Source organism: Halomonas sp. KM-1 (assembly GCF_000246875.1).
Taxonomy (GTDB): Bacteria; Pseudomonadota; Gammaproteobacteria; order Pseudomonadales; family Halomonadaceae; genus Halomonas; species Halomonas aerodenitrificans.
In genome coordinates, this window is sequence record NZ_BAEU01000066.1 from 1 (window position 1) to 14,533 (window position 14,533).

Annotated in this window: 10 protein-coding genes; 3 read left to right on the forward strand and 7 right to left on the reverse strand. The window is 66.6% G+C overall.

The window, feature by feature from the left end:
• Together dauA and betT are read right to left on the reverse strand one after the other, a co-directional pair.
• Positions 1 to 1,614 (reverse strand): C4-dicarboxylic acid transporter DauA (gene dauA, locus B8115_RS06965; protein WP_010627054.1); only part of this gene is annotated, 1,614 nt, incomplete at its 3' end.
• A 186-nt stretch (positions 1,615 to 1,800) separates the two neighbouring features.
• Positions 1,801 to 3,846, reverse strand: coding sequence for a choline BCCT transporter BetT (betT, locus tag B8115_RS06970; RefSeq protein WP_026037949.1), 2,046 nt, complete (start codon positions 3,844 to 3,846; stop codon positions 1,801 to 1,803).
• Between the two features lie 499 nt (positions 3,847 to 4,345).
• Here betT and B8115_RS06975 point away from each other — a divergent pair, with 499 nt between their 5' ends.
• The 3 genes from B8115_RS06975 (at position 4,346) to B8115_RS06985 (ending at position 7,572) form a co-directional block, all read left to right on the forward strand.
• Positions 4,346 to 5,545 (forward strand): TRAP transporter substrate-binding protein, encoded by a 1,200-nt coding sequence (locus B8115_RS06975; RefSeq protein ID WP_010627056.1) that lies wholly within the window; start codon positions 4,346 to 4,348, stop codon positions 5,543 to 5,545.
• 114 nt (positions 5,546 to 5,659) lie between these two features.
• Positions 5,660 to 6,256 (forward strand): TRAP transporter small permease subunit, encoded by a 597-nt coding sequence (locus B8115_RS06980; RefSeq protein WP_026037950.1) that lies wholly within the window; start codon positions 5,660 to 5,662, stop codon positions 6,254 to 6,256.
• Positions 6,253 to 7,572, forward strand: a complete 1,320-nt coding sequence (locus B8115_RS06985) for a TRAP transporter large permease subunit (protein ID WP_010627058.1) — start codon at positions 6,253 to 6,255, stop codon at positions 7,570 to 7,572. Before B8115_RS06980 ends, B8115_RS06985 begins: the two co-directional genes overlap by 4 nt.
• A 75-nt stretch (positions 7,573 to 7,647) precedes the next feature.
• On the opposite strand, the gene B8115_RS23735 is transcribed toward B8115_RS06985, so the two are convergent.
• The 5 genes from B8115_RS23735 to B8115_RS07010 form a co-directional block, all read right to left on the reverse strand.
• A complete protein-coding gene (locus B8115_RS23735) occupies positions 7,648 to 8,292 on the reverse strand; it encodes a hypothetical protein (protein WP_010627059.1) in 645 nt (214 codons plus the stop codon).
• A 119-nt stretch (positions 8,293 to 8,411) separates the two neighbouring features.
• A complete protein-coding gene (locus tag B8115_RS06995) occupies positions 8,412 to 9,131 on the reverse strand; it encodes a response regulator (RefSeq protein WP_010627060.1) in 720 nt (239 codons plus the stop codon).
• A 12-nt stretch (positions 9,132 to 9,143) separates the two neighbouring features.
• Positions 9,144 to 10,571, reverse strand: a complete 1,428-nt coding sequence (locus B8115_RS07000) for an ATP-binding protein (protein WP_010627061.1) — start codon at positions 10,569 to 10,571, stop codon at positions 9,144 to 9,146.
• Complete coding sequence (locus B8115_RS07005; protein WP_010627062.1) at positions 10,568 to 13,675, reverse strand: efflux RND transporter permease subunit; 3,108 nt, start codon at positions 13,673 to 13,675, stop codon at positions 10,568 to 10,570. The genes B8115_RS07000 and B8115_RS07005 overlap by 4 nt, the downstream gene beginning before the upstream one ends.
• Positions 13,672 to 14,533, reverse strand: an 862-nt coding sequence (locus B8115_RS07010) for an efflux RND transporter periplasmic adaptor subunit (RefSeq protein ID WP_010627063.1), incomplete at its 5' end; no start/stop codon positions are given. The genes B8115_RS07010 and B8115_RS07005, both read right to left, overlap by 4 nt.

Consider the following 14,533-nt stretch of genomic DNA (forward strand, 5'->3'; position numbering starts at 1 on the left):
CCCGGCCCGTTTGAGCTTGAGCACCATGCGCGCCGGCATGCCGATGAAGATCAGCCCCACCTGGCGCGTGCTCAGCTCCTCGACCAGCGACTGCAGGGCAACGATGGCCGTGGCATCCAGGCTCGGCACGTCGCGCATGTCGAGCATCACCACCCGCACCTCGGGGTCCACCACGCGCAGCGACGAGACGGCCTTCTCCGCGGCGCCGAAGAACAGCGGCCCGTTGATGTCGTAGAGCGCCACCTGACGGGGCAGGTCGCGACTCTCCTCGTCCAGGCCCGGTTCCAGGCGGCGCGCATGGGTCAGGTGGGCCATGCGGCGAATGAACAGCGCCGCGGCAAGGCCGATGCCGACCGCCACCGCCAGTACCATGTCGAACACCACCGTGAGCAGGAAGCAGATCACCAGGATGGCGACGTCGCTGCCCGGCGCGCTCTTCAAGGTGTGCATGAAGTGGCGCGCCTCGCTCATGTTCCAGGCGATGATGAACAGCAGTGCGGCAAGCGCCGCCATCGGCACCAGGGCCAGCACGCCCGCCAGCGCCACCACCGCCAGCAGCACGACCAGCGCATGAATCACCGCGGCCAGCGGCGAGAAAGCGCCGCTGCGCACGTTGGTGGCAGTACGCGCCAGCGCCGCGGTGGCGGTGATACCGCCGAAGAAGGGCGCGGCAATGTTGCCGAGCCCCTGGCCGATCAGCTCGGCATTGGGATCGTGGCGGGTGCGCGTCAGGCCGTCGGCCACCACCGCGCAGAGCAGCGACTCGATGGCCGCCAGCATGGCAATGGCCAAGGCCGGGCCGAGCAGCTCGCGGATCAGGGCGAAATCCACCGTGAGCGGCAGACCGTCCGGCCCCGGCAGTCGCCAAGGCATCACCAGACCGGGGGCGAAGGGCGGAATGCCGCTGCCGCTCTGGCCCTGGTATTCCCAGCTGAAACGCGAAGCGATGGTCTCGATTTCCATGCCCCACCAGGTGGCGCCCAGGGCAACCAGCGTGCCCACCGCCAGTCCCACCAGCGGCGCCGGCACCGGCAGCTTCAAGCGCGGCCACAGGATCAGCGTGGCCAGCGTGATCAGGCCGATACCCAACTCGGCCGGCGCCACCCCCGGTGCGGCGCGTACGATGGCGGCCAGGTTGTGCAGTGTGCTGTCGCCGAGCTCGACGCCGTCGAGCCCGAGAAAGTCGGGCAGCTGCAGCAGCGCGATCACCACGGCGATGCCGGCGGTGAAGCCGAGCACCACCGGATAGGGCACGAACTGGATCAGGTTGCCCAGGCGCGCCAGCCCCAGCGCCACCAGGATCAGCCCTGCCATCAGCGTGGCGATCAGCAGCCCGCCGAGCCCATGACTGGCGACGATGGGGAACAGGATGACCACGAAGGCGGCAGTGGGGCCGGAGATATTGAAGCGCGAGCCGCCGGTGAGGGCGATGATGGCACCGGCCACGATGGCGGTATACAGCCCATGCTGTGGCGGCACACCGGTGGCGATGGCCAGGGCCATGGAGAGTGGCACCGCGACGATACCTATGGTCAGACCGGCCAGCAGGTCGCGCTTGAGCTCGGCCAGGCCGTAGCCTTCCCGCCAGGCGGCGAGCAGCGCACTGCCGGGCATGGGGAATCGAAAACCGGATGGGAGGCGGGAGCGGGCCATGGCGATACCGAGAGAGGTGCAAGGTAACGATAACGTTACTCCCGCATATTGCGTCGCCACAAGGCGGCCAACGTCTATGCCATGTTCAGGGAGCAAAAGAAAGCGGCGACACCGTGAGGTGTCGCCGCGCCAGGCCAAGCGAGCCGATCAGGCCGGGCTGGCGTCCGCCGGCGGTTCGCCCACCGCCCCCGGCATGGCCTGCACGCTACCGCCCTGGTCGGCCAGGGCCAGGAAGTGCAGATGGCGCTCGTACTCCGAGAGCACGTCGGCGATCACCTGGCCGCGGGAGAAACCATTGAGATCCTTCTCCTGGCCGCCCTCAGCCAGATAGACGTCCAACCGCACGTAGTAGTCGTCGTCCGCCGGCAGGAAGCTCGGCGTGCGCATGCGGTGTGGGCACACCTGGTAGACGAAGCTGGCGGCATTTTCCAGATCCACCTGCAGGGTCAGGCAGGGCAGCGCCTCGCCTTCGAGCTGCTCCTCGCTGACGTTGGCCTCCTGGCCGCGGCTCTCCAGCTCCTGGGCGAACTGTGTGAGTGCCGGACGTATGGCGTGCTCGATAGTGGCGGCAGCACCCGCGCGGGTAGAGGTGTCCAGGGCGCGGTCGAGACGCTCGCGCCAGTCGCCGCCCGGGGCGGTGCCGGCGATGCGGCTGCGCGCTTCGGCCTTGTTGCCCTCCAGCTTCAGCGCTCTGTACATGCCGAGCATGATGGCGAAAATCACCAGCGAGAAGGGCAGGGCGGTGATCACCACCGCGCTCTGCAGCGCCGCCAGGCCACCCGCCATGAGCAGCGCCACCGTCACCAGACCGATCACTGCCGACCAGAAGATGCGCAGCCTGATCGGGGCGTCGTGGTTCACGTCCGACAGGATCGAGGTGAAGTTCGCCAGTACCAGCGCGCCGGAGTCGGCCGAGGTGATGAAGAAGACGATGCCGAGAATCGTCACCACTGCGGCGGTGATACCGACCCAGGGGTAGTATTCGAGCAGCGTGTACATGGTGGTCTGCGGGGTATTCAGGGCCTGTTCGCCGAGTTCGACGACGCCCTGATTGGCCACCAGTTCGATGCCGCTGTTACCGAACACCGACATCCACACCATCATGAACGCCAACGGAATGCCCAGCGCCCCGGCAACGAACTGGCGGATGGTGCGACCGCGGGAGATACGCGCCAGGAACAGGCCGACGAAGGGTGTCCAGGCGATCCACCAGCCCCAGAAGAAGATCGTCCACCACATCTTCCAATCGTTGGCCTCGTCGCCGGCGAAGGCGTAGGTGTTGAAGCTCATGGCCACGAAGCTGGAGAGGTAGTCACCGGCGTTGTTCACCGCCATGTCGAGCAGTTGCAGGGTATGACCCTGGAACAGCACGAACAGCAGCAGCGCGAGCGCCAACAGCATGTTGAACTCCGATAGCCGGCGGATGCCCTTCTCCACCCCACTGACCACCGAGATGGTCGCGAGTACCACTACCAGCGCGATCAGGACGACCTGCACCGAGAGGCTCTCGGGCACGTCGAACATGTAGGCCAGGCCGTAGTTGAGCTGCATCACGCCGATACCGAGGCTGGTAGCGATGCCGAACACGGTGGAAATCACCGCGGTGATGTCCACGGCGTTGCCGATGGGGCCGTGGATGCGCTTGCCCAGTAGTGGGTAGAGTGCGCTGCGGATGGCCAGCGGCAAGCGGTGGCGGTAGCTGAAGTAAGCCAGCGCCATGCCCATCAGCACGTAGAGCCCCCAGCCGGAAAGCCCCCAGTGCATGAAGGTCTGGACCACGGCGGCGCGCATCGCCTCCTGGCTTTCGGGAGGCAGCTCCGGCGGCATCAGGTAGTGGGCCACCGGCTCGGCGACGCTGAAGAACAGCAGGTCGATGCCGATGCCTGCGGCGAACAGCATGGCCGCCCAGGAGAGCGTCGAGAACTCTGGTCGCGAGTGATCGGGACCGAGACGGATGCGGCCGAAGCGCGACATACCGATGGCAATCACGAAGACCAAGTAGACCAGCACCGCCAGCATGTAGTACCAGCCGAAGGTTTCGCTGACCCAGGCCAGGCCGGCGTCGAAGAAGGCGCCGGCCTGATCGGTGAAGGTCATGGTGAGGACGAGGAAGACCAGTATGCCGGCCATCGAGCCGTGGAAGACCACGGGGTTGAGCCGATCGCGACGCTCGCTGGGTAGGTTCTGCGCCATGTAGGCGAACTCCATTCCGAAGTGAATGAACCCTTCCGCCAATCCCTGTCGAGACGCGCTCTAGATTGTTTCTCGACAATCGAAAGCACGCCTGAGGACCACTCAATGTTTCAGACCTGACGGGGCCGTCGGCGACTACCGAAGCCGAAAGGAGATCGTTCGTACGCCGCTGCGGCGGAATTGGATGATGGCGTCAGGGCTGACAACTTCATGGCGGAAAGCCGCTCTTATTTTTGAATGAACGTTCAAATAAAATACGCGCTTTGCCTGTGCCCTTCAACCCTGCGTTAACAGATTCGGGCGAAACGTTAACTGAGCCTACGCAAAGTTCGCTTGCAGGCTTACTTACCCCAGCTATACCTGATGTAACCGACTGCAAGTCAGGGAACACGCACGCTATGCCAGTATCGGCATGGATGCTTTCGGGAAGACCGCTCGGACCGGTGCCGGCTCGAGCGGGTAAGAAGTACAACGATAACGATTGTTTCCGGAGTATCTGATGGCTCATGAAAAGAAAGCGCCCGCGGCCCAGGCCGGCGGGCAGAGCGCCAGCGACAGCAAATCCACCACCGACACCTCGCGTCGTCGTTTCCTCACGGGATCGGCAGCGGCCGTGGGGGCCGGGGCGGCCGCCGCGGTGGGCTTCCCCAGTATCGCCGTGGCTCAGACCACTACGCTGCGCTTCCAGAGCACCTGGCCCAACCAGGATATCTTCCACGAGTTCGCTGCCGACTACGTGCGCATCGTCAACGAGATGTCCGGCGGTCGCCTGCGCCTCAACCTGCTGCCGGCCGGTGCCGTGGTCGGAGCGCTGCAGTTGCAGGATGCGGTGATCTCCGGCGCGCTCGACGGCGGCCATGGCGTGACGGCCTACTGGTACGGCAAGCACAAGGCCTTCTCGCTGTTCGGCACGCCACCCCCCTTCGGTTGGGATGCCCATCAGTTCCTTGCCTGGTACTGGACTGGAGGCGGTATGGAGCTCTACGGCGAACTGCTGGAGATGCTCGAGCTGCCGCTGGTGGGCTACCAGACCGGCCCCATGCCGACTCAGGCGCTGGGCTGGTTCAAGGAGCCGATTCGCAGCGCCGACGACCTGCGCGGGCTCAAGTACCGCACCGTGGGCCTGGCGGCGGACCTGATGCGTGAATTCGGTGCAGCCGTGACCATCATGGGCGGTGGCGATATCGTGCCGGCCATGGATCGTGGCCTGCTCGACGGCGCCGAGTTCAACAACCCCTCGTCGGACCGGCTGCTCGGCTTCCCCGACGTCAGCAAGACCTGGATGCTGCGCAGCTATCACCAGGATTGCGAGGCCTTCGAGATCATCTTCAACAGGAACCGGCACGACAGCCTGCCCGAGGAGTTCCAGGCCATTCTGCAGTATGCCGCCAAGGCGGCCTCTTCCGAGATGTACTGGAAGGCCATGGAGCGCTATCCGCGCGATCTCAACGGTATGCGCGAACAGCAGGGAGTACAGACCTACATCACACCCGACTCGGTGCTGCAGGCCCAGCTCGAGGCGTGGGACAAGGTGATCGAGAACGAGTCCCGCGACGAGTTCTTCAGGAAGGTAGTCGAGCATCAGCGGGAGTATTGCGAGCGCGTCGTGGGCTACCACCTCGAGCACACCACGCCCAAGGAGCCGGCGTATGTGCACTTCTACGGCAAGTCGCCCACCGATACCTCAACCATCCTGTGAGCCACCGGGCCTGCGGGCCCGGATCGGCATGTTGCCCCGGTTCAGGACGCTGCCGGGTTCATGTTCCGTCCTGCGCCACCCCGATGGGTGGCGCAGGGATGGTGAGAGGTGACCATGCGTTTCGTGTTCTTCATCGACCATCTCAGCACCTGGGTGGGCAAGACCTTCGCCTGGGCGATCCTGATCCTGACCCTCGTGGTGAGCTACGAGGTCTTCATGCGCTATGCCATGGGGGCACCGACCACCTGGGCCTATGACACCAGCTACATGCTCTACGGCACCCTGTTCATGATGAGCGGCGCCTATGCGCTGGCCCACAACGCCCACGTGCGGGCCGACGTGGTGTCGCGCTATTTCCCCATCCGCGTCCAGGCCGGGTTGGAGCTCGCGCTCTACCTGCTGTTCTTCTACCCCGGCATCTTCGCGCTGGTGTTCTACGGCTGGGACTTCTTCGCCATCTCCTACCGTCAGAACGAGCACAGCTCCTATACGCCCGGGGGCCCGCCCATCTGGCCCTACAAGTTCGTGATTCCCGCCTGCGCGGCGCTGCTTGCCCTACAGGGGGTGGCGGAAGTGACGCGCTGCGTGATGTGTCTCATGCACGGCAAGTGGCCGCGCCGGCTGGGTGACGTGGAGGAGATCGCCATTCCCATCAACAAGGAGGCGGAGATCAAGGCCGCCCAGGAAAAATCAGGGGAGCCCCGCCAATGAGCGAGCCGGAAATCGGTATCCTGATGCTGGGCATGCTGATCGTGCTGATCATGCTCGGCTTTCCCATCGCCTTCACGTTGATCGCCATGGGCATCGGCTTCGGCTACTTCGCCATCGGCGATATCATCTTTTCGCTGCTGGTGCAGCGCGCCTATGGGGTCATGTCCAACGACGTGCTGATCGCCGTGCCGCTGTTCCTCTTCATGGGCTACATGGTGGAGCGGGCCAACATTCTCGACCGGTTGTTCGCCAGCCTGCAGCTTGCCGCTCGCGGCATGCCCGCCTCGCTGGCGGTGGCCAGCCTGATCACCTGCGCGCTGTTCGCCACTGCCACCGGCATCGTCGGCGCCGTGGTTACGCTGATGGGGCTGCTGGCGCTGCCTGCCATGCTCAACGCCGGCTACGACAAGCGCATGTCGAGCGGCGTGATCTGTGCCGGGGGCTGCCTCGGGATTCTGATCCCGCCGAGCATCATGCTGATCCTCTACGGGGCGATGGCCGGGGTCTCGGTGGTGCGTCTCTACGCCGCGGCGCTGATTCCCGGGCTGCTGCTGGCGGGGCTGTACATCGTCTACGTGATGGGGCGGGCGATGATCAACCCCAAGGTGGCGCCGAAGCTGCCGGCGGAGAAGCTCGACGTGCCGCTGGGTGAGGTGTACTGGGGGCTGTTGACCTCGTTCGTGCCGTTGTTCGTGCTGATCATGTCGGTGCTGGGGGCCATCCTCTTCGGCCTGGCCACGCCGCATGAGGCCGCGGGTATCGGTGCGCTGGGCGCCATTTTACTGGCGGCGGCCTACCGCCAGCTGACCCTGGCGCGGCTGCGCGAGGCGGTGTTCCTCACCGCGCGTACCAGCGCCATGGTGTGCTGGCTGTTCGTCGGCTCGTGGATCTTCTCCTCGGTGTTCTCGCTGCTCGACGGCCATTCCCTCATCGAGCACTGGATCAGCGGCATGTCGCTGACGCCGCTACAGTTCCTGCTGCTGGCGCAACTGCTGATCTTCATCCTCGGCTGGCCGCTGGAATGGACCGAGATCATCATCATCTTCGTGCCGATCTTCCTGCCGCTGCTGCACTTGTTCGGCATCGACCCGCTGTTCTTCGGCGTGCTGGTGGCGCTCAACATCCAGACCTCGTTTCTGACGCCACCCATGGCGATGTCGGCCTTCTACCTGAAGGGCATCTCGCCCAAGGGCATCGAGCTCAACGACATCTTCATCGGTATCGCCCCGTTCCTGCTGCTGGTGTTCGTGGCCATGTTCATTCTCTATATGGTGCCGAGCATCGTGTTCTGGCTGCCGGGAGTGCTCTACAACTGAGCGAGGCGAAGGTGCAACGCAACGGGCCCGGCGCAATGCCGGGCCCGATCGTGTCACACCTGTGCAGCTTGGCGGTCAGCCGCGGCCGTGATGCTTGTGGCCTTTGTGCTTGCCCTGCTGCATGAAGGCTTCGAGAGCGTCGATCTGCTCTTCGGTGAGCACTTCCGTCAGGGCTTCACGATGCTCGTCGCGCAGCTCCTGCCAGGCCTCGCGGCGCTCCTCGCGGGAGTCGAACTCCTGTCCGCGCAGCTCCTGCATGTCGGCATACAGGGATTCGCGCAGTTCGGTCAGCCGCTCACGCTCCTCGTCGGAGAGCTCCCAGCTGTCGACCAGGGTGGTCAGACGTTCCTGCATGCTCTGACGACGCTCACCGCCGCGCTCGGCGCGGTGCTCCTGGCGCATCTCGCGCTTGGCCTCGCGCAGGGCTTCACGCTGCTCCTCGTCGAGGATCTCATCCATGCGCTCGCGGTGCTGCTCGTGCAACTCGCGCAGTGCCTGCATGTGCTCGCTGTGGGCCTCTTCCAGGGCGCTGCGGGTCTCCTCGTCGAGCCCGGCGCGCTCGAACAGGGCCTGACGGCGCTCCTGGAAGCGCTCGTGGCGCTGCTCGTGCCAGCCGCCTTCGCCCTGACCGGGAGCGGCCACCGCGGCCAGCGACATGGGGGCGATGGCAACGGCGAGCAGGGCGGGCATCAGCATGTTTCGGGTAATGGTACGGCGCATGCGAGTGACTCCTTCACGTTGAGTGGATGCTTGCAGTGTCGTACGGCCCTGTGCAATCAAGTTGCACGAAACGTGCAATGAGTATGGGTTCAGATACTGCTGAGCGACAAATGAGCCTCTTATTCCTCGGGTTGGTATTTGTAACCCACCCCATAGACCGATCGGATGATCTCGCGCTCGGGCCAGATGTCGGCGATCTTGCGCCGCAGCTTCTTGACGTGGCTGTCCACGGTGCGCTCGGAAACGATGCGATGATCGCGATACATGCGGTCCATCAGCTGATCGCGGGTGAAGATGCGACCGGGGGCCTGCGTCATCACCTTGAGCAGTTGATATTCCACCGCGGTGAGCCCCAGGTCCTGGCCGTCGGCCAGCGCGCGCCAGCCTTCGTCGTCGAGGGTGAGCTGGCTACCGCCGGCCGCGGCGGGGTCGCGCAGCGCCTGACTACGCCTCAGCACCGCCTTGACCCGGGCCACCACCTCCCGCGGGCTGAAGGGCTTGCAGATGTAGTCGTCGGCGCCAAGCTCCAGGCCCAGCAGGCGGTCGACCTCCTCGACCCGCGCCGTGAGCATGATGATGGCAACGCCCGGCCAGCGCTGGCGAATCTCGCGGCATAGGGTGAGGCCGTCGGTGCCGGGCAGCATCAGGTCGAGCAGCACCAGGGCGGGCAGCCGTTCCTCGCCGGCTCGCTCATTCAGCCATGGCAGCACCTGATCGCCATGGTCGATGTGCCAGGTGGCGAAGCCGCTGCCCTCCAGGTAGTCGGCCACCAGGCGGGCGATCTTGGGTTCGTCCTCGACGATCAGCAGGGTGTCGCGTGGGGCGTCGGAGTCATGCATGGGCGCTATTCCTCATGGGGTTCGCTCATCGGCCACCAGGGCGGGAAACTCGAGGGTCCAGCATAACCCACCCAGCGGCGAGGGTGAGGCCTGCATGGTGCCGCCGTGACTCTTGACCAGTGCGCTGGCGATGGAGAGCCCCAGCCCGCTACCGCCGCTGGCGCGACTGCGCGAGCCCTCGACCCGGTAGAGGCGTTCGGTGAGGCGCTCCAACGATGCTTCCGGCACGCCTGGCGGGCTGTCCTGCCAGATCACGCGGACTCGCTCCGCGTCCTGGGTCAGGCTGACGTCCAGTTGGCCCGGCGAGGTGGTATAGGCACAGCTGTTGTCGAGCAGATTGGTCCACAGTTGGCGCAGGCGCCGGGTATCGCCGCGGATCCAGGCCGGGCCCTGGATCGACGTGGTGAGCGTCATGCCGCAATCCCCTAGCCAGCCGCCGGCCTCCTCGAGGCGCGAGGCCAGGCTGGCCGCCAGGTCGAGCGGTGCCAGTTGCACCTCGAGGGCGCCGGCATCGCTCTGGGAGAGCAGGCGCAGGTCGGCGACCAGACGTTCGAGCTGACCCACCTCCTGGGACAGCGAGTGCAGGTTGTCTTCGTTGAAGGGACGGATGCCGTCCTGCATGGCCTCTATTTCGCCGCGTAGTACCGCCAGCGGCGTACGCAATTCGTGGGCGATGTCAGACACCCAGCGGCTGCGAGCCTCGCGGCTGGCTTCAAGGGTAGCGGCCAGCATGTTGAAGTCGCGCGCCAGCCGCGAGAGTTCGTCGCGGCCGCGCTCCGGCAGGCGAGCGCTGTAGTCGCCTTCGATCAGGCTGCGCGTGGCGAGCGCCATGCTGCGGGTACGCCGGCCCAGCCACCAGGCCAGCCCACCTGCCAGCAGCAGCGAGGCCAGGCCGAGGGAGGCGACGATGATGCCCAGGTTGCGCTGCTGGCGCGCGAGGAAGATACGATCCATGCGCGCCATCAGCTGCTGCGGCGGGCGATAGCCCAGGGTGCCGACCCGCTGACCGCGATACTCGATGGGCAGCCAGTGGAGCTCGGCGGCCATTTCCTGGTCGTCCGGCGGCAGGCCGATCACCGGCAGGCCCTCGGCATCGTGCAGCACGAAGTCGCGGGCATCGCCCAGGCGTCGCTCGATGCCATGGGGCGGCTGACGCTCGCCCGGCCACAGCTGCTGGCGCACCAGCCGCTCCCAGGCCGGCGGTGAGTCGCGCAGCCACTGCCAGCCGCCGCGGCGTGCCCACTCCTGGCCCAGCCCCTCGGCCAGGGTTTCGGCACGCTGCACCTGGGTGGTCTCGAGATAGTCGAGAAAGCCCCGGTCGAGACTGCGCGACACCGACAGGAAGACCAGCCCGGCGATCGCCACGTTGACCGACAGGATGATGACGAACAGCTTGACGCCCAGATGAGAGAACGGGGCGCGGAGCAGGCGCGGCCTCATCGGGTCGTCTCCTGAGTGGTAACGGTAGTGGTCAGGCGTTCCCATCGCTCGCGCAATCCTTCCAGCATCAGATAGAGACAGGGTACCAGCACCAGCAGGATCACGGTGGCGAACAGCATGCCGAAGCCCAGCGAGATGGCCATGGGAATCATGAAGCGGGCCTGGCGCGAGGTCTCGAAGATCATCGGGGCGAGCCCCAGGAAGGTGGTCAGGGTGGTCATCATGATCGGGCGCAAGCGCCGGGTCGCCGCGGCGACTATCGCCTCGCGGGCGCCGAAGCCTTCGCGCCGGCGCCGGTTGGCGTAGTCGATCAGCACCAGAGCGTCGTTGATCACGACTCCCGAGAGCGCCAGCATGCCCATCAGGCTGATCACTGAGAGGCCGAAGCCCATGATGGCATGGCCGGCCATGGCGCCGATCACGCCGAAGGGGATCGCCGCCAGCACCAGCAGCGGCTGCAGGTAGCTGCGAAACGGAATCGCCAGCAGCGCATACAGGGCGATCAGCGTCAGCCAGGTGGCGTGACTCAAGGCGGAGACGTTCTCGGCGGTCTCCTGCTGGCGGCCACCCAGGGTCAACTCGAGCCCCGGCCAGGCCGCTTGCAGGGCGGGAAAGACGTCCGCCTGCAGGGTGGCCACCACCTGGTTGATCTGCGCGTCGCTCTCGGTATCGGCGGTGACGCTGATCTGGCGCCTGCCGTCGACGCGCTGCAGGGTGGTTGCCGCACGACCGAGATGGATCTCGGCGATGCGCGCAAGCGGCACCACCTGACCATCCGGCGTGCGAATCGGCAACTGGTGGAGATGGCCCAGACTGTCGCGCTCCTCACTGGGCAGACGCACTGCCACGCTGATCTCGTGTCGCCCGACGAACTGCTCGATGGCGGTGACGCCCTGCAGCGGGCCGCGCAGCTGAGCGGCCAGGTCGGCGCCGGTAAGACCCAGCGCCCGGCCTTCCGGCGCCAGGCGCAGTTCGAGCTGAGGCTTGCCGTCGGCCAGACCGCTGTCGATGTCGGTCAGACCCTCGAACTCGGTCAGCTCGTCGGCCAGCCGGGTGGCGGCGGCTTCCAGCGCGCGGCTGTCGGGGTGCGACAGGCGCAGAGTGAGGCCGGCACCGGCGCCAGGGCCACCGAAATCCGACTCGAAACGTACCGCCTGGGCGCCCATGATGTCGCCTGCCTCTTCGCGCCACTCCCGCGCGACTCGCGACGGCGGCCAGGCATTGAGGCTGTCGCGCTCGATGGTCAGGCGCACGTTCAAACGGTCGCCGTCGATCTGGGCGCGGCTGGCGGCGAAGCGTGGGCCATCGTCGCGCTCGCTCAGCGCCATGGCGGCATCGAGCAGCTGATCGCGAATGCGGCGATCGTCGGCGATGGGGCTGCCCACCGGCAGGGTCACCGTGGCCTGAACCCGGTCGGACTCGACCCGCGGCATCAGCGAGAAGCCCATGCGACCGCTCAAGCTCCAGGCGATGGCCAGGGCCAGCACGGCGATGGCCAGGCTCACGGTGAGCAGGCGCTGATTCAGGGCGCGCTGCAGAAACGGCTCGAAGCGCTGCTGGGTGAAGTGCGTCAGGCCGTTCTGCAGGGTGCGGCGCAGGCGGTCCAGCGGCCTGAGCCAGGGCGCCGGCTTGCGGCCACCGGCACGATGGGCCAGGTGCGCGGGCAGGATGAACAGCGCCTCCAGCCACGACACCAGGAACACCGTGACCACCACTACCGGGATGACGGCGAAGATCATTCCCAGGAAGCCCGGCAGGAACAGCAGCGGCATGAAGGCGACGATATTGGAGAGAATGGCGAAACTGATCGGCACCGCCATTTCGCGGGCGCCACGCACGGCGGCCTCGCGCAGAGAGTGGCCCTGCTCGCGATAGCTGTGGATGTTCTCGCCCACCATGATGGCGTCGTCGACGACGATGCCCAGCGCGATGATGAAGGCGAACATCGACATCATGTTGATCGACACGCCCAGCCACGGCAGGAACAGCATGGCGCCGAGGAAGGCGGTGGGGATGCCCAGGGTGACCCAGAACGCCAGACGCGCCTCGAGGAACAGCGCCATCAGCACCAGCACCAGCGCCAGACCCAGCCAGGCGTTCTTGAGCAGCAGGTCGAGGCGGTCGCGATAGATCTCCGAGGTGTCCTGGGACACGCTCAGATAGACCCCCTCGGGCAGGCCGGCACGCAGCCGTTCGAGCTGGGCGTGCACCGCATCGGAGATGCCGATCGGGGTCTGGTTGCCGATCTGGTACACCTCGAGGCTGAGTGCAGGAGCACCATTGTAGAGCACCTCGCGGTCGGTTTCGGCGAAACCGTCCACCACCCGGGCGATGTCCCCCAGGCGCAGCTGACCGCCGTCGGTGGTGCCGATCAGCGGCAGCTCGGCGAATTCGCGAGCCTCGTCGCGGCGTCCCTGGTAGCGGATCAGCCATTCGCCCTCGGCGGTGGCCAGACGACCGCTGGCGAGATCCAGTGCCTCGTCGGCGATTCGCGAGGCCAGCCCGCGATGGTCGAGGCCATGCCGGCGCATCGCCTCCTCGTCGAGCAGGATCTGCACCTCGCGCTCGCGATTGCCCGCCAGCTCCACCCGCGAGATGCCGGAGGCGGCCTGCAGCTCGGCGCGCAGATCCTCGGCCACGTCGTGCAGTAGCCGGTCGTCGACCCAGCCGTGCACCTGCAGGTTCATCACGCTGCGCGCACGACCGGCAAGGCTGAAGCGCGGCGGGTCGGCGGCGGCGGGCAGGTTGGTGATGGCGTTGATCGCCTGCTGGATGTCCTGATAGGCGCGCATCACGTCGACCCCGTCGATCAGGGACAGGGAGACACGCCCGGCGCCCTCGTTGGCGGTGGCGGTCATCTCGTCGATGCCGTCGACGTCGGCCAGGGCTGCCTCCATGGGCAGCAGCAGGCTGCGCTCCACTTCCTCAGGAGTGGCGCCGGGATAGCCGATCGCCACGTGGACGATTTCCAGCTCGAACTCGGGGAACACTTCCTTCTTGATCGCAAGCGACGCCAACAGGCCACCGACGATCAGCAGCACCATCAGCAGGTTGGGAGCGACGCCGTGATTGACCATCCAGGCGATGGGACCACGGCGCATCATGAGCGGGACTCCCGACGCTCACCGGCGGGACGTTCGCTGTCGGCGATGCGTGAGCGCAGGCGCATGCCCGTGCGCGGCTGGCCCAACTGCGAGGTGACTACGCGTTCGCCGTCTTCGAGGCCATCGGCGATCAGTACCCGCGTCTCACCGCGATGTATCACGCTCACCGTGCGCCGACGCAGACGCTCCTCCTCGTCGAGCAGCCATAGCTCGTCACCCGGGCGCAGAGCGGCGGCAGGCAGCACGAACAGATCGTCCTGCGGGCGCGCTTCGAACTCCAGGCGCACCATATCGCCCAGGCGCAGGGCCGCTGCGCCGTTGTCGAGACCCAGCGGATCGTCGACCGCCACCAGCAGTTGGGCCTGCAGGCCCTGTTCCTCCAGCGCCGGCAGGATCGCGATCACCTCGCCGCGGCGAGTCTCGCCGCCGGGCCAGGTACGTGTCGAGAGCGTCACGCCGCTGCCCGCTCCGTTGGCATCGGCGGCGTGCAGCCAACCCAGTGCCTCGCCGGGCAGCGAGACGCGAATCCAGAAGCGCGAGACGTCGACCAGATGCAACAGCTCGGTGCCGTTGTTCACCATGCTGCCGCTGCCCAGCAGCCGCGATTGCACCATTCCGCGCCAGGGCGCGGTGAGGGTGGCCCGCTCCAGCTCCAGCCGTGCCCGGTCGCGGGCGGCACGGGCCCGTTCCACTTCGGCCTCGGCCTGATGAAGTTGCGGCTGACGCAGCACCAGCGCGCGGCGCTCGGCGGAAAGCTCGCGGCCGAAGCTGCGATACTCCGTCTCGGCCCGCTGCTGCTCGCCGCGCTCCATGGCCAGTGCCGCCTCGGCCTGGGCCAGCGCGGCCTCCTCGCGATAT